This is a genomic window from Bdellovibrio sp. HCB185ZH (assembly GCF_047302455.1).
Taxonomy (GTDB): domain Bacteria; phylum Bdellovibrionota; class Bdellovibrionia; order Bdellovibrionales; family Bdellovibrionaceae; genus Bdellovibrio.
Genome location: NZ_CP178624.1, coordinates 2078494 through 2100428 on the forward strand (window position 1 = coordinate 2078494; position 21935 = coordinate 2100428).

A 21935-nucleotide genomic window follows, 5' to 3' on the forward strand; every position below is an offset into this window, starting at 1 on the left:
GTAGAACCGTTGTGAGACCGAAGCGTGATCCATGAGTTTTCAAGGTGTAAACTCGGGGCTGACGGAGCCTATTTCTTACTGCGTCACTCGATGGAAAAAGAGCCCTTTTTCAAGGCCTTAAACCTTGTCTCCCCCTCTCGAGAATGCTAGTTTCGCTCCGTTAAATTACCGAGTTATTACTCAAGGAGAACCATCGTGGCTGACTCTAAGAACAAGAATGCGAAGCCAGAATCTTTGAAGGGCGCAAACCCTGAAGTTTTGGACATCATCGCACGCCGTGCTCTTTACCTTTCTACTCAAATGATCTGGCAAGCCAATCATCGTTCCGACAAAGAAAAAGGCGACCCAAAAATCGGTGGTCACCCTGCTGCTTGCGCAAGCTCACTTCACATCATGGGTGCTTTGCACTTGATCGCTAAAACTGGTTTCGACCATATCGCGAACAAACCGCACGCGTCTCCAGTGGATCACTCTTACAACTACCTTTTGGATCTTTTGCTTAAAAACGATCTTTCAAAATTAACTCAAGAACAAGCTGACCAGGCAATGAATGGTCTTCGCAAATTCACAGATGGTTCTGAATTCGTATTCCAATCTTACCACTCTGCTTACGATCCAGATCACCACAACTTCTTCCCTTCCGGCACTGTGGGCATTCCACCAGTTGAAGCGGGTTACATGGCACTTGCTTACCGTTACGCTCGCGAACACGGTTATGAAGTTCCAGATGCACACTTCTGGGCTGTTTGCGGTGACTCTGAATTCCGTGAAGGTTCCATGTATGAAGCTGTTCCTGACTTCGCTGAACGCGAAATCGGTTCTTTGACTTGGATCCTGGATTACAACCGTCAATCACTTGATGGTCACCGTATCACGAACAAAGAAATCATGAATGGTACTGATGCTGACCGTGTCGAGCGCACAATGGCTGCGAACGGCTGGGAAGTGATCCAGGTACGTCACGGTTCTAAACGTAAAGCCTTGTTCGCTAAAAAAGACGGCGAAACTTTCAAAAACTTCCTAGAGAACAAATTGGAAGACTACGAACTTCAATCATTGCTTCTTGTTCAAGACATGAAAGCGCTGAAAAAAGGGATCGCGAAAGAACACCCTGATATGAAGAAATTCTTGGACAGCGTTTCTGACGAAGAGTTGTTCGATGCTATCCGCGATTTCGGTGGTCATGATATGATCGCCCTTGCAGAAGCTATGGAGCAATCTAAGCTTTCAAAACGTCGTCCAACAATCATCATCGCACATACTTTGAAAGGCTGGGGCTTGAAAGCTGCAGCTCAACCAGGCAACCACAGCTCTCTTCCACAAGAAGAAGAAGTGAACGCGCTTAAAGAAGGCCAAGGCATCAGTGGCGATACTTTATACCAACGCCTTGATCCAAACTCTGCGGCCGGTAAATTCTTGGCTGCTCGCTCTGAAAAAATCTTTGGCGAAATGAAAGCGCAATACGCTTTGAAAGCTAAGAACCAAGAGTACTTCTTGAAAAAACTGACTGAGTTCGGCGAAATCCCTCAAGCTTTGGACATCAACACGAAAATGACAAGCTACCCGCATACACAGTGGATGCTTGGTCAGTTGACTGCAAAGTTGACTCGTATTGCGAACACTCCGCTTGATGAATCAAAATTGACTGACAAACAAAAACCTCTAACGGACAGTGAAAAACCATTCAAACTTCCGGGCGAGTTGTTCATCTCAATGGCTCCAGACGTTGGTACTTCAACGAACTTGAATCCTGCGATGGACGGTAAAATTTTCGGCGCTCCAGTTGTTGTCGACCACGAAACTGACTTGGGCGTTAAAGACCACAAACTTCCTGACTTGGTTCCTGGCGAAGAAGAATCAGACCGCTTCCTTCGTTTCGAAATCGCTGAAGGTAACGTTATGTCTTGCGTGGGTGCATTTGGGAAAATGCGCGACATCGTAGGCGTACCTATCATCCCATTGATGACTGTGTACGACTTCTTCATCAAGCGTGCCTTGGACCAATACTTCTACAACCTTTACTGGAAATCTTCATTCATCTGCGTGGGTACTCCATCAGGTGTTTCTCTTTCTCCAGAAGGTGCGCAGCACGGATGGAAGTCTGACATCCAAATCCCGAACCAAATCACGTGGGAACCGTTCTCTTGTATCGAACTTGACTGGATCATGTGCGACACAATCAAACGTCACGTTATGAACGACAATGTAGGCCGTACTGGTACTTTGCTTCGTCTGGTAACTCGTGGTGTGGAACAAAAAGACCTTTTGAAATACTTGAAAACTCAAGCTCGCTTCAAACAAGGCCTTGAAGGTCAATTGGCTCGCGCTGAGTTCCCGGTTGCTGGTGGGATCAATGAAGAAGAAGTGGCATCTATGGATGACGCTGCTATCTTGCAAACGCTTCGTGAAGAAGTGTTGCAAGGCGCTTACTACTTGATCGACTACCGTGGTTACGCTGGTTACGAACCAGGCGACAACGTTGTGAACATCTTTGCCTTAGGCACGATGGTTACTGAAGGTATCAAAGCTTCTGAAGCTTTGCTTGCTCGCGGTATCTACGCAAACGTGATCGCAGTAACTTCTCAAGATCTACTTTGCGGTATCTTGGGTCACGAAAACGATTACGATTACTTGAAAAACGGCTTGGGCATCAACTCCAACCTTTACTTGAGAAAATCTGAAGACGTATCCACTGGTGATTTGATCACTGTTGCTGGTAAACGCGTTCCTGTCGTATCAGTAGCGGATGGTGAGATCGGTATGCTTGATAACATCGGTTCATTGATCGGTGTTCGTCAGGAAGCTTTGGGCGTGATCAAACACTCTAAGTGCGGTCGTCCATCTGAAATCTATGCTTACCACCACATCGACGCTGATGCTGTTGTAGAAGCGTGCGGTAAAGTTCTTGCGGAAACGGCTCTTGAAAAAGTGATCGTATCTGAGAGCGCTTTGGGGGCAACACACCAAGCAGAAGGTCGTACAGCTCACTGGACAGATCTTTGGCCTTCAAAAAATCCAGTTCACAAACACTAAGAACTGAATAGATCAAAAACTCTGAAAAGGGCTCCTCGCAAGGGAGCCCTTTTTTTATCTTCACATCTGATCTTTGCGCTGGCACTCTGACGTGGTCGGAGTGGCCATGGATTATACCGAACTTGCAAAATCAGAATTCCCATTTGAGGGAGAGTTTTTTCTCTCTAAAAACAAGCGCTACAACGACTTGATCTTCTTTGTGCATTTTTACGAGGGTTCCAAGCGCGAGCTGATCCGTCACATCAAGATGGTGAACGAGTTTGGATTTGATGCATTTGCATTTCAACTAAACGGAACCGCGAAAGACCTATTTAAACGCCTGCCGATAACAGCGGATGGCGCAATGGGTGTGAAACACGTCTATGCTGCACAAATCGAAAAACTGCTAAATGTAATTCCTGGTAACAAAATAGTTTACGCTTTTTCAAATCCCTCGGCCTCGGCGATTGAAGCAATGGCGAAACGTCACTGCGTTGATACTGTTGCCTTGATTTGCGACAGTGGGCCTACTGCACGGTTTCTTCCTTCGGTGTGGAAACTAATGCGAACCTACAAATTTCCATTTCCATTCGGGGGTTTGAAAATTCCTGCGACGGCAGCGCTTGGAGTGTTCTGGTCTTTGCATTTTCACAAAGACACTCATGAACAACTCGAACAATTTCCAGAGAATTTTCCAATCCTGTCAATTCGCGGATGGAAGGATAAATTGATTCCTCCAGCGCACATAGACGAAATTTTCGAACCGCATCACAAATTGAATTGGTCCAAACTCAATTTACCCGAGGCTGAGCATTTGACTGGACTGCGTGATTTTCGCAGTGAGTATGCGCCCAGTGTCGACGCATTTCTGAAGCGCGTGGCCACACCGATTATTAAATCCATTTAATTGGCGCTTTGTGATAGTCCCCTCTTAGACTTTATTTGCAGAGGGGACGCTCAATGAAGCACGTAATTATTATTTGTTTGTTAATCTTGCCTTTCACAGCCGAAGCACGCCGTGGATACGTCTACCAGAATTCGTTCGAAGCATACGGTGAAGGCTATGCAAAAAATCTCGCTAACCTTGCGAACGATAGAATTTCAAATTTGCCTGCTGATCAACGCGCAAAGTGTGAGCAACGTTATGGCCGCATTTTGAACGATGGCTTGATCGATATCCGCGTGGCCATGGGCTACCTTGATTGGACAACTGGAAGTGTTGTGCGCAGTGGTTCTCGCAACATGGGCTACAGTCCCTCGATCGATATCGGGGCCTATTACGCTTTGGTTGATTTGATCACTGGCAGATGCCGTGGAAACTTTCAGCTTTGCCGCTTTCAACAAGAAACGTCGGGCAATCCATATGTGTTCGTTAAGAACGTAAATGTACAAGGTCGCCAGGTTCGCGCTCGTGTTGAAATTCAGTTTGCTTCCGCAACTGAGTATCTGGACAACAACGTGAACTCTTCATCTCAAGAACAACGTACGGCTTACATGCAAAACTACTATGATCGCGCTTTGCAAGATGCGGATGCGGCTTTCTATTTTGGTCATTCCAGAAATGGCGGCGGTCCTGATTTTGCTCCGCCAAGATTTATTTCGGGAACGAACAAAGTGAACTATGGGGGTTATTACAAAAAGTACCGCCCTGGTTTCAACAAAATGCTTCAGTCTTTAAGCAACCCAAGTCGCCAGGCTGATGTGATCGGCATGATGTCTTGTGATTCACGCGACCATTTCATGAGCAAGCTTCGTTCAACGGCGCCTCGCTCGGGTGTTATCACTTCAACGAACGTATTGACGGTCGAAGAAGTTTACACCGCAATGATTGGCGGAATGGATGCCTTGGTACGTGGCCAATGCCAAAAGTCTTTCTACAAACAGCTGCGCATGACTCAAAGAAATGCAGACAACATCACGATGGATGGAATGTTTGAATAGGTTTTAGTTTTACATTTTTAAAGATTTTAAAATTTTGAATAAGGAGGTTCAAAATGGTCGAGATCGAACAACTGCCCCACCCGGATTACTTGAAATATCCCACGCACAGAACGCTGGGATTTTTCGCAAGTCAGGAGCAGGCCAGGAATGCCGCCCAAGCAATCATTCGCGAAGGCTGGTTGGAAGGCGACATTCATGTCTACGAAGGCGATTACGGTGTGGATGCCGTTGATGCCGATGGATCTCGACACACTCTGAAAGAAGCTTGGGGACGCTGGGTGCAGAAGTTCCTGGGTACCGGAGAGTGGGATCTGGTTGAAGAAGCCGATCAAGAACTTAAACAGGGCCACCTCCTTCTTTCCGTTGCAACTAAGAACGAAGAAGAAAAATACACTGTGGCTGAGCTGATGGTTTTAAATGGCGGCCACGGCATTCGTTATGTTGACCCTCTTTACAACGAGGAACTTACTCCTCCGGGTCATCATCCTTCATAATCAATAAAACTCGGCGTCTCATCCTGAGACGTCGAGCCTAAATTGTCCTTCGTCTAAAGTTTTCGTTTCCATAACTTATATAAGTGAAATCAGCCGGAACAGCTCTTGCTTTATAGAACCTTGAAGAGGTGTATCTATGAGACTTCGCAGTTCATTCCTGGCAAAAATCACGTTCGCAGCAATCACGAGCTCCCTGCTCTCACAAGCGGTTTTTGCCCAACATCACGCTGCACCCGATTCCAATTTGCACCACGCCTATATGGACTATTCTTCTGCCTACTACCAGAAAATGGCTGCTATTCAAGCAAAGCAGATGATGGACATGAATAACAAGGTCTATGCAGAATACAAAAAGATTGAATCCAAAATCCTTGCGAACCCGCAGACGTCATTAGATGCGTTGATTCATCTGGGGAACAATAATCCCTTAATGGCAATGCACCAAAATCAAAGTCATCAGCAGTATCCCTCGATGCCCTCTGAAGAAGTCATGAAACCTAAGTACAATCTTGATGTTAAATACAGCAAAAATCTCCCAGCAGGTGAAGTCGCATTTATTTCCATGTCTGATAACTCAAAAGACAAAGCAACTGTCGTAGTAACGGTACATGAAGCTGCCCGCACGAATCCTTTCGTCTTACTTGAAGCATTTGTAAATCTTGGTTTGGTTTTCGATTTCGGAAGCATTCAAGGCAATAAAACAACCGTTGCACACGGCCAAAACATTCACCACCATAACTACTCTGCCCTCCACGTGACATTTGAATCTTTAGGAAAAAGTTTAGGCTTATCAATGGAAACGGGTGGCAACTCTTCTTATGGAGTTTCCAGCACCATGGAACTTCTTGAACTTAAAGCCAATGCAGATGCCGGCAGCCTGACATCCCAACGAGCTCTTACCCAAAGAAACTTGGAATTGACTCAAACAATCCGAATGAACACGGCCTCGTTCGTACCGTTGAAGATGCTTGGTGACGACAAGAAAATGTCTGCATTGATTGAATATGCGCGCCTTAAAAATGTAGCAGTTGATAGCAGATTGCCATACGCGACAGCTTTAACGAACGTTCAGGATCAAATAGACCTTCGTAACAAGCGTCAGATGGACACCTTAAACGCTGACTCTAAAATTCAAATTAGAAAACAAAATGCAGCTTTGGAGGCTGGAGCTGCCGAGCGGGAGCAAATCGTAAAAAACGAATCACTCAGCGACATGGTTAAAGCTAACGATCGCGCTGGTGTTGCAAACGCTATGGATAAAATGCTGCCATGGGCGATTATGGAACCCACGGAGAAAACTTTCTGGCGTGATTACGTCGATGCCATTCGCAACCCCAATTATGAGGGTGCTGATATTTTATTCCGCGGAATGGATACAGACGAAAAACTTCAAGAAGTTCGTGATTCAAAAGGAAAGCTAATTAGTGGTGGCCTATTCTCGAAACGTTTGACTGCTGGATCAGGTTCTCATTTCTATAAACTCAAAGGTCTTCCTAAAACATTTGAGACATTTGGTACAAGAGGCGTTAACGAAGGTAAACAAATCTCTCCGTTGGTTCAACCTCACACGCTGAGCCGAATGATGAGTAACCATGCTGGAAATCCCGCAGGCTCCCCATTCATTTCTCTGACTTACGACTTACAAGTAGCGCATCAATTTAGCTCCGGCAAAGTTGTGATGAATACTGATAAAATGCCCACTGCCGATAGCAAAGAAGTTCTTGCGGCCCTGGATAAAAATGCATCGGGCGGAATCGTTACGCTTAGAATCGATAAACGTCGCACTTTGGTGAACACTATTTCTGGCTTTAATGGAGAACTGGAAGTTCTCGCTTCAATGTTAATTTTCCCTGATGAAGTCCTTTATATGGAAAAAGGCGTTCAGCTTATGGTTACCAAAGGTACAGATAATTACCTTGGTCAAATCGATCGTCTGACGAAAGATGAATACTATAAAAATGCTCGCAGCATCGTTTATCAAAAAACAGGAATCAATCTTCCTGAGACTTACCAGGAGTATGCAAAGCAAGGCGAAAAGAAATTTCAAACTGGGTTAACCGAAATGCAGGATCTTTTCAGCAGAACAAATCCGAACAAGCCAATGAGCTGTTCAAAGGTGTTTAACTAGTGAGAATACTGCACGCGATTCTTTTTAATGCGATTCTTCTGATAGGGTTAGTGGCTTTTGCCGCTAGCCCTGAAGAGTTTTTGCAGACACAAAAATTGATTCGCGTGTATGTCGATAAAGCTCCGGGTTTTGGTCATCAATCGGCAGGAATTTCTGTGATGAAACGACTGCGAGACTTGGGCTTCCAGGGCGAGTTTGAAGTCATCTACCAACCCGCCGTTGCAGGTAAAATTCAAAAAATATATCCCGCATTTCCTGAGGGAATTCCCGGCAAGGTTCACTACGTCGATATCAATAAATACGCCCATATGGCAATGATGTCCCAGGTACCTAAAGTAGAATTAGCTATCTCAGGTGCAGATGACGGCTACGGCGCGGTTTTTTCAAAAGTGGCCAATGCTGATAAATATCTTCGCCTGCAACCCTTGGGTTGGGGACCAGGTGCTGTGATTGAAGGCGATAAGCTTTCTGTGCTGCCGTCGATGAACGATTTGGCTCTAGTGAACCTTCCTACTGCAAACACCGAAAGTATTTTGAAATCTCTGCCGGAAATGAAAGACATTTCTGAAGATGGCAAACGCTTTGTCGAGCGTTTTGCGGCGGTTTCAGAATCTCATTTCAATTTTCCAGCCTATGGCATTGGCACCCAAATTTTTGCGCCTCAGAGATTATTCTTTTATGGTAAAGCCGCTAAATCTGCGGCAAGTAAGTTAGATTCTTCAAAAGCGATTATCGTTCCCGTGGTTTCACCTTTTAATGCCCAAGAGATGGATACATTTTCGAAAGTTTTCGGCAAGAAAGCAGGATTTGAGTCATCCAATGCCACAGAACTGAAACATCAAAAACAAATGCATCTTCTTTCTCCTCAGGAGTTTGCAGATTTATCGACGTTGAAGCCTGGCCATGTATATTTCGTGTTTGTGGGCTCTGTCCCTCAGACGGTTTTTAATTTCTTTTACGAAAAAGCGAATATGCCAGTATGGGTGGCAGGCAAAAATGCGATGAGCTTTGCGATGACCAAAGGAAAACCTTACTTTAACACCGTGAATGATTACTATCTGCCCGCGAAGGAAACTCTTTCCCCAGAGGCATTGAAAATTCTAACGAACGCTCACAACAGTTTTGATGTAGGCTATCAAAAGTTCGTAAATCAAACGGAACTGACGTCGGTTAGTAGATACATCCAGGCAGCTGCTACTCCAGGAAGCGAGATCGCCGAGTACTATCGCGCTCTCGGCAGCAAACTTTCCAGCAATGACCGTGTCCTGGAAGGTTTGCGTTTGATCACTGGTGGATCGATTAACCAGTGCTCTAAGATCTTTCAATAATTATTTATTCAAATAGCGGTTGATGGCGTCTGCTACCTCCGCAGACTCGTTGATCGCTCTTTGCGAGATCGAAATTTTCTTATTGTGATATCCAAGAGCACGCAGTTGTTGTGTGTGCCAAGGTTCATCACTCACATTCGCCAAATTATACGCCGGATTTAAATAACCAAACTGCGCAGCAATATCCTGATTCGCAATGTCTTTACGTTTGCGATCCACCCACAGGCGCGCTGTTTGAGCGACGTGGCAGCTTACGCAGTCCATATTCTCTGGATTGTACGATTTTGGATTTTCAATTTTATAAGCCGCTGCCAATTCTTTACGAATCACATCTTCATTACCCGTGCGCACTCGTTGCGATTCCGCGACCAGGTTGCTTAAAGTATCATCTCCAGCGGCACGGGCACCAGCGATTCCACCACCCGAGAAAACATCCCCTGAAGTCACCACGTTTACGAATGATTGAGCGGTGTTTTTACCCAAACGTGGAATTGTCATGGTAACTAGCTCTCCGTTTTTAAATTCAAACGCACCAAAAAGCCACATCGCTCCGCCACCGCGTAGGAACATCGCCGTTACGCGGGAAAGATTTCTTTCGCCTGCATATTTAAGGATGATGCGATTAAGATCTTTCAATGCCGCAACTCCGCGACCTGACTTCCACGCTGGATGAGGTCCCAATGGAAGACCGCGAGTTTCCACTCCCGTTCTTTTTTTCCAGACTTGCAGTTCTTGCAGCAAAGAATCGAACTCTGCATCGGTCAATGGATAGAACGAATGAAGAGCCGCATCGACAGCATCAATAGATCCGTCCTCTTCCCACTGCAAAAGGGGTTGCCACACCAGACGAAGTTGTTTTTGGCAGCTGATCTGAGTTGGGTACGGAAAACAAGGATCGATACGCATCGCTACCACACGCATCGCACGTACGTTGTCTCGCGGATCCATATCCATTGCGATCGGAGAAATACGTTCAAAGATTTTTTCTGGAATGAGACCCTTTAACGGCAGAGTATTGACGTGCCCGTCTTCTTGAACTTGCAATGGCATCACGTAAGAAACGTCATTCAAATCCCAAGCAGCATGAGTGATTAAAGAGAACGAAAGAGTCAGAATAACGAACGCAAAATGTTTCATGCCCGAACCATCTTATTTGGATTGCCATATTTCAATGAAATTCACATTTAACATGTAAGTGAAAACCAAACTTTCGAGCCCCATCATATAACTCAAGCCATTGAAATCATGAGAAAAGGTACGGACACACTTTCTCCATGACCCCGACACGGGGCCGCATGGAGAAAGTGTGTCCGTACCTGGTCTAGTTCGTTATTTACACCTTTGACTTACACATTATTTACATAGTAACTAATATGTAAATGGAGGCTTTCAATGAGTGCCGTCGCCCTTCCCGCTTTGTCTGACATTCAGTTTGTTTCCGCAGATCAACTGCAACCACCTCCCGGAGTTCCCACGGGAGTGAGTACCTTGGATGACTTCCTTTTATGGAAGGGAATTCCCAAGGGGGACTTAAGCCTCTTTCAAGGAAGCCCGGGAACAGGTGCCACCTCTTTGTGGGTGAACATGACCCAAAAAGCCCACGAAGATAACAAGTGGGTCGCCTGGGTGAATGGCGGAACGCAACTCCTGCCCGCACATTTGACCAGCCGAAAGATCAACTTAAAGAAATTGTTGGTCGTAAAAGAACCCAAGGAAGCTGAACAACTTTTCTGGGTTTTACAAGAGCTGGTGACGAGCTCTTTGTTTGAAGTGATTGGTTGTGAATTGAAAGAAATGTTTTTCAAGAATCACCAGTTACAGAAACTCAAAAAATTGTGCCGCTTTCATAAGGTGGCTTTGATTTTTGTCTGTCACAAGGTGAGTAAGTTCGTGAATCCGCTCTTTAGCCTGATCATTCAGTTCCAAAGAGACTTCATCACGATTCAACGAGCTCTTCACCGTCCAACACCGTTTACTGTCGCAGGGAGTATGGTTTATGCGAACTTTGTGCATCAATTTAAAAACACAGCAAGAAAGCTCCTCAGCTGAGGCGTTTCTTGTTTTAAGCCCGCGCGTGCAGTTTCGCTTTCCGCATTTTATTTTCGTCGATATTGATTCCACATCACATCTCCTGGGAGGAGAACATGGAGTTCTACAAAAAGCCGTCGAGATTGGTCGTAAATTCAGTGCGGATGCGAGTGCCGCAATTGCAGACACCGCTCCTGTCGCGCAGATGCTTGCGAAATGGAAGCCTTTCACTGTGGCTCCTCGTGCTGCTGAACATCGTGAGTTTTCAGGTCTCGGCCTTGATGCGCTAAAGGACCTGGAGGGCTTGCACCCTTGGTCGCAAAAGCGCCTGATTGAACATGTGATTTCATTCGCACGCACCCTGGGCGTGTGTACGTTAGAAGAAGTTTATAATTTCCGTCTGGTTTCACTGCGCGAGCGGTGGGGAGATTTCGGTGGTTTACTTTGGAATCGTTTGCACTCTCAAGACTCTCAGGTCATTTCTCCTCTTGTGCCTCGCGATCCTCTTGTGGGGTATGGCTACCTGGATGATCCCTTAGGTTCGGTACCGCTTTTATTCAATCGCGTGAAACCAGTTCTGGATACTTTGTTTGCGCGCCTGAATGGGCTTTCCCGTTATGCGCATAAAATGGAAGTAATCCTGCACTGTGAATATTCTGATAAACGTTATTTGTTATTGATTGAGCCAATCAGCGCCAGTCGCGATCAGGAATTATTCGAAGATCTTCTTTATAAAAAGATGGAGAAGACAGAGTTAACAAACCCCATCCGCGAATTTGAAGTGGCGGTTTACGATGTGCCCGAAAAAATTCAGCAACTGGATTTTTTCGAGCCTCGCGATAATTCCGAAGACCGCTGGCGCCGTCTGATCAGTTTTGCCAAACAATCCAATTGTGAAATGGGATTTTTGCAGGTGGAAGCCAGTCACTTTCCCGAAAAAAGTTTTCAACTGGTCACCGAGTGGCCGGAAGATTTTAAATCTGAAGACTTGGTGGAAAGACAAGACAATGCCCTGCAGGTTAAAACGGTTTATGCCAAAGGTTTAAAAGAAAGTCCGCGCCCTTCCCTGCTGCTTGAGCACCCCCAGGCTCTGAGTGCCGGGGAAGTGCAGCGACTTCGTTTTGTTTCCTCCATGCCCAGCGAAAGGATTGAGTCTTCGTGGTGGCAGCTTTCTTCACAGGAATTAAAACACCGCGATTATTTTTTCGCTTTATCACAACAGGGACAGTTGATTTGGATTTTCCAAGATAAGGTCAGTTCACAATACTACCTCCATGGATACTTTGATTAGAAAATGAATAAGTCCCTTGATGTTCGTAAAACAAATGCGATCGCTCCCACAGCCAAAGGATTCGTGGAACTTTTAGGGCGCAGTAACTTTTCTTTTCTGCGCGGGGCTTCCTCCCCCGAGGAAATGGTCGAAGCTGCCATCCATAATAATTATGATGGCATTGCGATGTGCGACCTGAATGGTCTTTACGGTGTTGCGCGTGGATTTTTAACCGCCAACACGCCTTCAGTGTTCACTGAATCTTCCAAAGCCAAAGAGGGCTTTCGTTATCTGGTGGGTTCTGAGCTCACGCTAACGGATGAAAGCACAGTCACGCTGATTCCCATGAACAAAAACGGCTACACACATCTGTGTGAACTTTTAACTTTAGGTAAAAGACAGGCCGCCAAAGGATTTTCCTCTTTACGTCTGGATCAGATCGAAAAGTACAATCAAGACCTTCTGTGCCTAGCTTTGCCTCCGATTGATGAGAAACGCTATGACAGTTTAGAAAAGATTTTTGGCGATCGACTTTATATTCCCGTGTGGCGGGATCTGACTTGGGAATCCCAAGAGTTTTACAAACAAGCAATAATACTTGAACAAAAATGTGGCGCTCAGCTTTTCGTCACGCAACGTCCGTTCATGCATTCGCGAGATCGCAAACCTTTATTTGATGTTCTGACATGCACTCTTCACCACACCACTTTGGAAGAAGCGCGCGATAAATTGATTCAAAATGCTGAACGTTCGCTCAGCTCTCTCCCGCAAATCTGCTCCAGATGGGCCGATCGAGTCGACCTTGTGGAAAAAACTGTGGAAATCGCCGCACGTGTGACTTTCACCCTGGACGAGATTCGTTATCGCTATCCTCGTTCGAATTTACCGCAAGGTAAGACTCCGACAGAATATCTGCGCTTCTTAGTTGAAGAGGGCGTGAAGTGGAGATTCCCTGAAGGAGCTTCAAAAAAAATTCTCGAAACCATCGAACATGAACTCGAAATGATCAAAGAGTTGGAGTACGAAGACTATTTTCTTACATTACGTGAAATTTGTGAGTTCGCCGATCGTAAGGGAATTTTATATCAAGGCCGTGGCTCTGCCGCGAATTCCATTGTTTGTTTTTGTATTGGGCTGACCTCGGTCAATCCTAAGGACATCGATGTTTTGTTTGAACGCTTTATTTCCCGTGAGCGCCGGGAACCCCCGGATATTGATATCGACTTTGAGCACAGCCGTCGTGAAGAAGTGATTCAGTATATTTATGAAAAGTACAACGAACGCCATGCTGCCATGGTCTGCACCGTGGTTCGCTATCGTTCACGAATGGCGATTCGTGAAACTGCCAAAGTTTTTGGTATTTCCCTGGAAAACATCAATGCCATGGTGAAATTCATGGGTCGCGATGGCATGCGCAGACTGGTTGAAGATCCCACCATCCACAAACGCTTTGGCGTTGAAAGCCCTGAAATGTGGATGCTGTTTTTAAAAATGGCAGGACAAGTCCATGGATTTCCACGCCACTTGGGAATTCATACCGGTGGATTTCTGATCACTCAAGATCCCATCACCGAAATGGTCCCTGTCGAAAAAGCCACCATGAACGGACGCTATGTTATTCAGTGGAATAAAGATGACGTCGCTGTTTTAAAACTGATGAAGATCGATGTTTTAAGTCTAGGCATGCTGACTTGCTTAAGAAAATGTTTTGATCTTTTAAAAAAGCACAAGGGCATCAGCTTTAATCTTGCGACACTGCCACAAGATGACAAACCCACTTATGACATGATCTGCAAGGCTGACACCGTGGGAGTTTTCCAAATCGAATCCCGCGCGCAGATGCAGACACTCCCCCGCATGTTGCCCCGTCATTTTTACGACCTGGTTGTTGAGGTGGCCTTAGTTCGTCCGGGGCCTTTGCAAGGGGGAATGGTTCATCCTTATTTACGTCGCAGACAGGGATTAGAACCGGTCACGTATGCTCACAAAGATTTAGAACCGATTTTAAAACGCACTCATGGCGTTCCGATTTTTCAAGAGCAAGTGATGAAGATCGTGATCGTCGCTGCAAATTTCAGCCCCGGGGAAGCCGATGAGTTGCGCAGGATCATGTCCTCGGCCTGGAGAAAACGTAGCACCATGGACGCCATTCGGGATCGCATCATGACTGGCTTTAGAAATCACGGCATCTCCCAGGAGTATGCAGAACAAATTTATGCAACCATCGAGGGCTTTGCAAACTATGGCTTTCCTGAAAGTCATGCCGCAAGCTTTGCGGTTTTAACTTACGCCAGCTGCTATTTGAAATGCCGACATCCCGATGTTTTTGCCTGCGGACTTTTAAACAGTCAGCCCATGGGCTTTTATGCTCCCCGCACGATTATTTCCGAAGCTCAAAGAAATGGCGTGAAGGTCGCACCCCTATGTATTCAGAATTCTGATTATGATTATACGTTGGAGGAAGAAAACGAAAATGGCACTCACACCATGCGAGTGGGATTGCGTTCGATATACGGAGTGCCTGAAGAGCTGATGCGAAGAATTGAGGATCAGCGCAAACTTAATGGTGCCTATCAGGATATCAGAGACTTTATTCAGCGCACGCAGCTTCCGCGCAGTGTTTTAATTACGCTGGCTGCAACGGGCGCGATGGAGTGTTTTCAAACCAATGCCCGCGAGCTTATCTGGTTGATCGAGGGACTGAGTCTTGATCAAAACAGTTTCCTATGGGGACAGCCCAAAGAAATTCTGACTCAAGGATCTTTTGACGATGAAGAATCTTCTTCTGAAAACCTGCCGTTTGAATCCAATTGGGATCGCATGCGCCGCGAGTATGACACCAAGGGATTTTCGGTTGATTCGCATCCACTGTCGGTTTTACGCTCTTATTTAAAAACCAAGAATACAGCCTTGATCGCCCAGCGCTATGTCCCTTATGCCACGTCTTCGGATCTGGAAAGAATCAGCCATAAAAAGAAAGTTCGCGTGGCAGGATTGGTTTCCGTCACCCAACGACCACCCACGGCAAAGGGCATGTGTTTTATCACTCTGGAAGATGAATTTGGTTTTATGAATATTGTTATTCATCCCGACGTTTATCAAAAAGACCGGGAAGTGATTTATGGCCGCTCCCTTTTAGAAGTCCAAGGACAACTTGAAAAAGTCGGAAACATCACCAACATCCGTGCCATTAATATTCTTCCTTTAGGATAATAATTCAGGTACGTTGATTCCATGCTTTTGGAATCCTTCGAATTTCTTTTAACACCCACAACACCCTTGGCCCGCAAGTATGGATTTCTTTATTCCTCCATCTCGCTTCGCCATCGCTATCATCGTCAGAAAAAGAATTGGATTCCCCATCTTAAGAACTGCCAAGAGGTTTTCCTGGAAACTGCCAAGTCATTGCCGCAAAGAAAAAGCGTCGTGGTTTTGGGAAGTGCTCACCTGCACGAGATTCCTTTACATCTTTTGATGGATAATTTTGAACAAGTGACTTTGGTTGATGTAATTCATCCACTGAAACATCACTTACAGGCAAAAAGATATTCTCGATTAAAACTTATCACGATGGATCTGACGCAGGCACTGGATCAGCTGCAATCCCTAAACACTCTTGATGATCTGGAATCCCTGGCTAAAAAATTAGCTGGCGAACAGATCTTTCACTTCGAGGCTGACTTAATCGTCTCAGCAAATCTGATGTCTCAACTGGCGCTACTTCCCCTTGATGCCGTGGAAAAGAAAATCAAACGCACCTTGGAGCTTACCGAAAAAGATTCCATCTGCACGCAGTTCGCCGAAACTCATTTGAAAAATCTTAGGGGTTGCACCGGAACGAAGCTGATCTACTCAGACCGCGAAGTCATCTATCGCAACAAACAGGGTGAGCTTATGTACACGGGCCACTATCCAGTAAACTTTGCTGGGTATAAAAAATTACGTGAATGGAACTGGATGCTGGCTCCACTAAAAGAAGCCTCTAAAGACTATTCTATTGAAATGAAAATCGAAGCCTATAGAGGCTAAGATTATTTTGTAAGTTTCTGCAAAAGTTTTAAGTCTAGAATTCGCTGATTGATTTGCGGAAGCTTGTTAACGAGAGAAGACTTTTTTGAAATCCCCATGACATACAAAACTTCATGATTTGCTTCACCCAGGACCGCGAAATCACCCTTATTAAGCTTTAGCACATCGATATAGTATTCGATCACAGGATTGTAGGCCAGAAAGACATCAATGCGCTTCGATGCCAGCATTTGCACACCTTGACCCATATCGACCACTTCAACTTTACGCACTTCAGGCTTATTGAAAAAAGCGCCGAAGTCTTCACCAAACGCATACCCCAGAATTTGTCCAAAGGTCAGATTACCCAATTCGCGGAAATCTTTGACCGGCTGGTTACGTTTGATCAGATCTTTTACTTTGGGATTATCCCGGCGAACCCACAAAGAAATGTTGGCACGAATAACCGGCTCTGTGAATACCAGAAATTTTGCTCTTTCAGGAGTGATCAATAAGGGCCCGATGATATCAACCGACCCCTTTTCAGCATCGGACAAAACTCTTTTCCACGGGGAAAAGCGATAAGTCAGTGCTGATGATGGCATGTCCAATATTTGCGGCAAAATCTCAGGAACTGTTCCCGAGGGTGCGCCGTGGTTATTGGGATAGATCAGCGGAGGATAAGGATCAGAACTGACAATGATCTTTGCTGAAGCCATGTAGGAAAATATCGTAATTAAAATTCCCAACGAAAACTTCACGCACACCCCTCGATACAAGAATCTACTTTTTTATGGCTACAAACAATCCTTCAAATGTGGGAGCGATTGCTGCCTCGTAAAGATCTGGATTCGCCAAACGTTCATTGAATTCACGCATTATACGAATCTGTTTTTCAGAAAACTTTTGCGTCGTGGTTTCGCCCCAAACCGCACCACTTAAGAATATATTATCAGCGAGAACCAAGCCACCTTTGCGCAAGTTTTTTTCTGCCCATAGAAGATAGTCCAGATAAGCGGCCTTATTACCATCGATAAAAACGCCATCAAAGGGGCCTTGCAATTCTAATTTAACTAACTCTTCGCGCGCGTCGCCCACAACCAGGTGAATTTTCTTTTTCGACTGATCGATTTTAGAAAATACTTCCGCAGAACGACGTGCATGCTCAGGATCTTTTTCCAAAGTCCAAAGCTCTCCACCCTCAGGTAAAGCTTCATGAAAATACTGCGCCGACAATCCTGTCAAAGTTCCAATCTCCACGAACTTGCGGCAACCATGCATTTTCACCAGGACGTGAGCCAACTGTGCTTCAGCCGGGGAAATGCTAATTCTCGCTAGACCTAGCTCTTCAGCTGCCTGGCGGGAAAGTTTTTTAGTCTCGTTCTCTTTATTAAAAAGAGCACCCAGATATTCTTCTTTGTTTGAAAGCACGGATTCACGCATACAAAGATATTCGCACGACTTCGTCCAGAAGTTAACAGGAAGTTAATTTGCTCCGAGTAATCCTGCAGCTTAGCCTGAAAATAGACAGTACTCACTTGATCATGGAGGATCATATGATTTCTGGCGTCGCTCAACAAAGAGCCCAATTGGCAATTCAATTTCTGATCAGTTTAGCCTTAGCCGGCGCCACCGCCTCCTGCTCCTCCAAATCAAAACGCGACGATGAATATCTGCTGCGTCCCGTGAAGGCGCCTCCGCAACATGCACCCGAATCGGCATTAAGTAACGCTGGAAACGACCTCAGGCAAAGTGTCCGATATGAAGCTCTTTCAAAAAATATTCGTTTTGACTATGCCAGCGCCGAACTCACACCCGCGAGTAAGAATGCCTTAGATCACATCGCCACAGAGATTAACGCTTCCCTTAATTCATTTAACGTCATCCGCCTGACGGGAGTGACTGATGCAACCGGAGATGACTCACGTAACATGCAGTTGTCTCAACGAAGAGCGGAAAACGTTAGACGATATTTAATATCAAAGGGTGTTCCCGCAAATAAAGTGGAAGCGATCGGCGTCGGAGCGAGCAATACTATTATTCCTGGAACCAAAATCAAAGCTGCCGCTGACCGCCGCGTTGACTTTGAGATTGTGCGATAACTCAAAGTTGGGCTAAATAGGGTGCATGAATCCTCTTTTAGTTTTTGATCTTGATGGCACATTGATTGACTCTGCACCCGACATCATCGTCGCGGTCAACCGCACCTTAAAAAATCACGGAAAGCCCCTGTTAGGTGATAAGGAAATCATCTCGCATATCGGTGAAGGTCTTAAAAAACTTCTCGCAGATCTTTTCATAAACGACAATTTGACCCCTGCGCAGATCATTAATCTTGAAGCCGAATTTTTAAAAATCTACGAAGAGGAAATGCTGAATAAAACGCAGATCTATCCCGAAGTAGAAAACTTTCTGGGAAGCTATGCAGGTCCTATCGCAATTATCACCAACAAAAATGAATTACCTGCGAAACTGATCATTAAGCATTTGGGTCTGCATCGTTTTCCCTGGGTGAACGTGTTTGGCGCAGATACCTTGGCAGAAAGAAAACCGAGTCCACTCCCCCTCAACACCATGATGAAACTTGCAGGCCATACGCCTCATAACACCGTGATGATTGGAGATGGTATACCAGATATGGTTTCAGCCCAGCGTGCGGGGGTTGCGTCTTTAGCAATCGAATTTGGCTATACGGCACCCGACATTTTAAGCAACTACGAACCGAAAGCTTTCCTGAAAAATTATTCGGATTTATCCTACCTATTGAAGCAGATTTTCTGATATTTGTAGGACTCGCAATCTCACACTGAGACGATGAAAATTCGTGGATTTGGAGTGAGCAGTGAGTTCACTAAAGTGAGTCCAGGTTACTTAAGTGTGTTCCCCAATAACCGATAACTTTAGTAATGAAGACGCAGGGGAAAATTTGGCTTTTCTATGAAGCCGAAAAGAAGGAACAATCCAAGCCAATGTCTGTGGTACAGGCACAGGTATTTTTGTTGTCGCTAAAAAAGAGCGATCATCTTAAATACTTTATCTGGACACCGGGATGGCCGGATTGGACTTGCGTAAAAGATTTCCTTAAATCAGGTCAAAGCTACTTTGTTATGACCAAGCCTCCCCAGCCAGTCGGCCACGGCGATCAAACTGAAAAGCACTACACTTCCGGCGAAGAAAGCACGCAAGTGATCGCTGTCGAAGAATCGGAGAAGACCAACTCTGGAACTATGGTCACCATGTCAGGACTTTTTACGAAAGTTCGTGATGGTAAGCCGATGAAAAATTCCAATCCCATCGATTACGGCTATTATCACCACGATTTCAACGGTGACGATCTGGATATTTCCAAAATTCGAAAAGTCGGCGCTCCTGAAAAAGTAAAAGTGTATGAAGACACAGATTCTCGCAACGAAGATTCTGATCGTCGTAAAGAAACCCGTCACACTTTTAAAATTGAAATCATCCTGGTTTCGAAAACAAAAACCTTCCGTACCTTTTCCCGAGACATCTCGATCAGCGGTACGCAGTTGGAAAAAGAAATACCACGTGAATTTCTGAATGTTCCGTTTGATTTGATCATCGTGAATCCTTATGAAAAAGACACGGCTCGCGGTCGCTTACTTTTCAGAGCGAAAATCGTGGGCGACATGACAGATCCTCGTCGCCTGATGTTCATCGAACAAGATGAGGGTATGACCGCAAAACTCGACACCCTACTTAGGTCTTATTTAAAAGCGCAGGCTGCGGATAAAAAGGCCGCTGGTTAAAAATCCAATATATTTAAGATTCTTAATTAAAGATTCCTTAACAACTCGCCGATCTCAAAGTGAAGCGCGTTTAAGGAGATTTCATGAAGAATCTATTTCCTATTTCGTCCATAGTGATCTTATCTGTTGGTCTGGGTGCTTGCGAACCGAAGGTTGAAGACTCGGCAAGCTCCGGAACTCACTTGTACATCACGTCTGGTACTTGCTATGTCGGAAATGGTCTTACTGCAGAAACTCCTTCTCGTACCGTGAGCAAATTAAATCTGTCTACTGGAGTCGTTGATGAAATCATCATGGACTACAACACCGTAAATTCAACCGACAGACCGCAAGCCGTTTTAAATTCTGATGATTCAAATTTATTGGTCTTAGTAGAAAACTCCACCAGCAATGCCCGTCGCATTGATTTGGTGAAAAAGAAAGGGAGCAGTCAATTCTCCACTTTCTTTAATGACAGTACAACTTTGACGAATACTGCGGCACACATCGTTCGCAGTATGTTTCGCACGCCCGATGGTGGTTTGTTGATTTCAAAAAGTGTTGCTGCCGAAAAAATCAGCTCCAGCAAGGGCCGCGTCACCGTTGGTGCGAATCCCTTCATTAATGCTCCAACGGGTGGTTCCTGTGGAACAACGAATAACAGCTTAATCACCGCCGCCGTAGCAGTTTCGAATTCAAAATATATTTTCGCTCATGCAGCAGCCACCCCCAATAACCGCGTGGTTTTTGTCAATAACGTAAATGGATACTCTGCAAGTGCCGATTGTTCCTCCGCTGTTGCAGCGCCTGCAACGACGACCTACCCGACTGCCATGGTTTATATTCCCTCAACTACAACTGCGAATGCTGGATATTTGTTAGTTTCTTACTCCAGCAGTACAGCCGCTCAAGATTATATCTATGCCTATGATGTGAATGAAACTACGGGCGTAATTTCTGGCGCCACAAAAGCTTACGAAAACTCTTCTGTCTTACGTGGAATTTCTGCGATGACTTATGATTCATCCAGTGGAGGAGTGTTCGTCGCCAATGGTTCAACCACTTTAGCGAACGGCATTGAACGCTTCACTTTTGATGCAACCTCAAAGACACTTACACGTGTGGGCGCGGTTCCGTTTGCAGGAACCAGTCTTTATACAAAATGTATCACGGGGATGACAGTCACAAATTAAGGCTGCCTTTCAAAGACATCGATCATCGACATATACTTTTTGAGAGCTTGCACATAGTTGTTCTGCTCTGGAATAGCCGTCTTATCAATTAAGGCTCTTGATCTTCCAAAGTAAATATACGGCAAGTAATCTGCATACTTCTCGGGAGTGATATGATCCAGGTGGTATGTCTTAATTCTATTCTTCATTTGCTTTAAGGCTTCAATCAAATAACCCATCGTCGCGATGGCTGCATTTTCCGGAACATCCAAGTTTTCAGAGGTAATTCCATACTTTTCAACGACAGCGGCAGGCAAGAATTTGATTTGAGTAAGTCCACGACTGTTCGGATCGACCATTTTACCTGTCGCTACCGAGCGCATAACCTTAGCTAAACTTACGGCCCAAGGAATCGCTTCTTTTACTTTGTACCGCGCACTTTCTCCAAACAAAGTTTCTCTGCCTAAAATTCCTACCGACATCTGCGCAAGCAAAGTGTACTCTTCACCACTCACTTTATATATTTTCTGAAGATCGCTCTTGTTGACGGCAAGGGCTTGAATGAAACGGCGCACTTGGATAGTTTGCACCTCATCAGAGTTTGGAACCAACATGATTTGGCAATTGTCACAGTCAGATTCCAACCATTTCCATTGTTTAAAACCTTGATCTTGCAGCAATGAAGTTTCCATTTGTGAAGACCACGTGGAGTATTTGGAAAAGGCGTGCCCGCTGTCCAACAAAACGACAGCGACAATTAGTGCCACTCTAATTGGAAGCCAAATTTCCTTTAATTGCATTTCAGGTC

At 45.2% G+C, this 21935-nt stretch carries 18 protein-coding genes; 14 read left to right on the forward strand and 4 right to left on the reverse strand.

Going from position 1 to position 21935, the window contains the following annotated elements; all coding sequences use genetic code 11:
- The first annotated feature begins 195 nt into the window (after positions 1 to 195).
- From ACLSU7_RS10130 to ACLSU7_RS10155, 6 genes are all read left to right on the forward strand, one after another.
- The gene (locus ACLSU7_RS10130; protein ID WP_413291766.1) at positions 196 to 3033 is read left to right on the forward strand and encodes a pyruvate dehydrogenase; all 2838 of its coding nucleotides are present in this window, start codon (positions 196 to 198) and stop codon (positions 3031 to 3033) included.
- A gap of 106 nt (positions 3034 to 3139) precedes the next feature.
- A complete protein-coding gene (locus ACLSU7_RS10135) occupies positions 3140 to 3919 on the forward strand; it encodes a hypothetical protein (RefSeq protein WP_413291767.1) in 780 nt (259 codons plus the stop codon).
- A gap of 53 nt (positions 3920 to 3972) precedes the next feature.
- Positions 3973 to 4953: a hypothetical protein gene (locus tag ACLSU7_RS10140; RefSeq protein WP_413291768.1), complete on the forward strand. Its 981-nt coding sequence runs from the start codon at positions 3973 to 3975 to the stop codon at positions 4951 to 4953.
- Positions 4954 to 5006: 53 nt separating this feature from the next.
- On the forward strand, positions 5007 to 5447 hold the full coding sequence (locus ACLSU7_RS10145) for a hypothetical protein (protein WP_181605996.1): 441 nt from the start codon (positions 5007 to 5009) through the stop codon (positions 5445 to 5447).
- Between the two features lie 136 nt (positions 5448 to 5583).
- Positions 5584 to 7575, forward strand: coding sequence for a hypothetical protein (locus ACLSU7_RS10150; RefSeq protein ID WP_413291769.1), 1992 nt, complete (start codon positions 5584 to 5586; stop codon positions 7573 to 7575).
- Positions 7575 to 8903 (forward strand): hypothetical protein, encoded by a 1329-nt coding sequence (locus ACLSU7_RS10155; RefSeq protein WP_413291770.1) that lies wholly within the window; start codon positions 7575 to 7577, stop codon positions 8901 to 8903. The genes ACLSU7_RS10150 and ACLSU7_RS10155 overlap by 1 nt, the downstream gene beginning before the upstream one ends.
- Here the strand turns inward: ACLSU7_RS10155 and ACLSU7_RS10160 are convergent, their stop codons facing one another.
- Positions 8904 to 10040, reverse strand: a complete 1137-nt coding sequence (locus ACLSU7_RS10160) for a hypothetical protein (protein WP_413291771.1) — start codon at positions 10038 to 10040, stop codon at positions 8904 to 8906.
- 255 nt (positions 10041 to 10295) lie between these two features.
- On the opposite strand from ACLSU7_RS10160, the gene ACLSU7_RS10165 reads away from it, so the two are divergent.
- Genes ACLSU7_RS10165 through ACLSU7_RS10180 form a run of 4 tightly spaced genes read left to right on the forward strand, consistent with a single transcriptional unit; the run spans position 10296 to position 16230 of the window.
- Positions 10296 to 10952 carry a recA protein gene (locus ACLSU7_RS10165; RefSeq protein WP_413291772.1) on the forward strand — a complete coding sequence of 219 codons (657 nt, stop codon included), beginning with the start codon at positions 10296 to 10298 and terminating at the stop codon, positions 10950 to 10952.
- The gene (locus ACLSU7_RS10170) at positions 10900 to 12222 is read left to right on the forward strand and encodes a hypothetical protein (RefSeq protein ID WP_413291773.1); all 1323 of its coding nucleotides are present in this window, start codon (positions 10900 to 10902) and stop codon (positions 12220 to 12222) included. The genes ACLSU7_RS10165 and ACLSU7_RS10170 overlap by 53 nt, the downstream gene beginning before the upstream one ends.
- Before the next feature lie 3 nt (positions 12223 to 12225).
- Positions 12226 to 15414: a DNA polymerase III subunit alpha gene (locus ACLSU7_RS10175; protein WP_413291774.1), complete on the forward strand. Its 3189-nt coding sequence runs from the start codon at positions 12226 to 12228 to the stop codon at positions 15412 to 15414.
- A gap of 21 nt (positions 15415 to 15435) precedes the next feature.
- On the forward strand, positions 15436 to 16230 hold the full coding sequence (locus ACLSU7_RS10180; RefSeq protein ID WP_413291775.1) for a hypothetical protein: 795 nt from the start codon (positions 15436 to 15438) through the stop codon (positions 16228 to 16230).
- Positions 16231 to 16232: 2 nt separating this feature from the next.
- On the opposite strand, the gene ACLSU7_RS10185 is transcribed toward ACLSU7_RS10180, so the two are convergent.
- Positions 16233 to 16970 (reverse strand): substrate-binding periplasmic protein, encoded by a 738-nt coding sequence (locus ACLSU7_RS10185; RefSeq protein ID WP_413291776.1) that lies wholly within the window; start codon positions 16968 to 16970, stop codon positions 16233 to 16235.
- 22 nt (positions 16971 to 16992) lie between these two features.
- Positions 16993 to 17652 (reverse strand): O-methyltransferase, encoded by a 660-nt coding sequence (locus ACLSU7_RS10190; protein ID WP_413291777.1) that lies wholly within the window; start codon positions 17650 to 17652, stop codon positions 16993 to 16995.
- 113 nt (positions 17653 to 17765) lie between these two features.
- Here ACLSU7_RS10190 and ACLSU7_RS10195 point away from each other — a divergent pair, with 113 nt between their 5' ends.
- From ACLSU7_RS10195 to ACLSU7_RS10210, 4 genes are all read left to right on the forward strand, one after another.
- Complete coding sequence (locus ACLSU7_RS10195; protein ID WP_413291778.1) at positions 17766 to 18311, forward strand: OmpA family protein; 546 nt, start codon at positions 17766 to 17768, stop codon at positions 18309 to 18311.
- Between the two features lie 25 nt (positions 18312 to 18336).
- Complete coding sequence (locus ACLSU7_RS10200) at positions 18337 to 18990, forward strand: HAD family hydrolase (protein ID WP_413291779.1); 654 nt, start codon at positions 18337 to 18339, stop codon at positions 18988 to 18990.
- A gap of 125 nt (positions 18991 to 19115) precedes the next feature.
- The gene (locus ACLSU7_RS10205; protein WP_413291780.1) at positions 19116 to 19976 is read left to right on the forward strand and encodes a PilZ domain-containing protein; all 861 of its coding nucleotides are present in this window, start codon (positions 19116 to 19118) and stop codon (positions 19974 to 19976) included.
- An 83-nt stretch (positions 19977 to 20059) separates the two neighbouring features.
- Positions 20060 to 21148: a hypothetical protein gene (locus ACLSU7_RS10210; RefSeq protein WP_413291781.1), complete on the forward strand. Its 1089-nt coding sequence runs from the start codon at positions 20060 to 20062 to the stop codon at positions 21146 to 21148.
- Here the strand turns inward: ACLSU7_RS10210 and ACLSU7_RS10215 are convergent.
- Positions 21145 to 21894: a hypothetical protein gene (locus ACLSU7_RS10215; protein WP_413291782.1), complete on the reverse strand. Its 750-nt coding sequence runs from the start codon at positions 21892 to 21894 to the stop codon at positions 21145 to 21147. The two genes, ACLSU7_RS10210 and ACLSU7_RS10215, sit on opposite strands and share 4 nt — an antisense overlap.
- Positions 21895 to 21935: the final 41 nt, after the last annotated feature.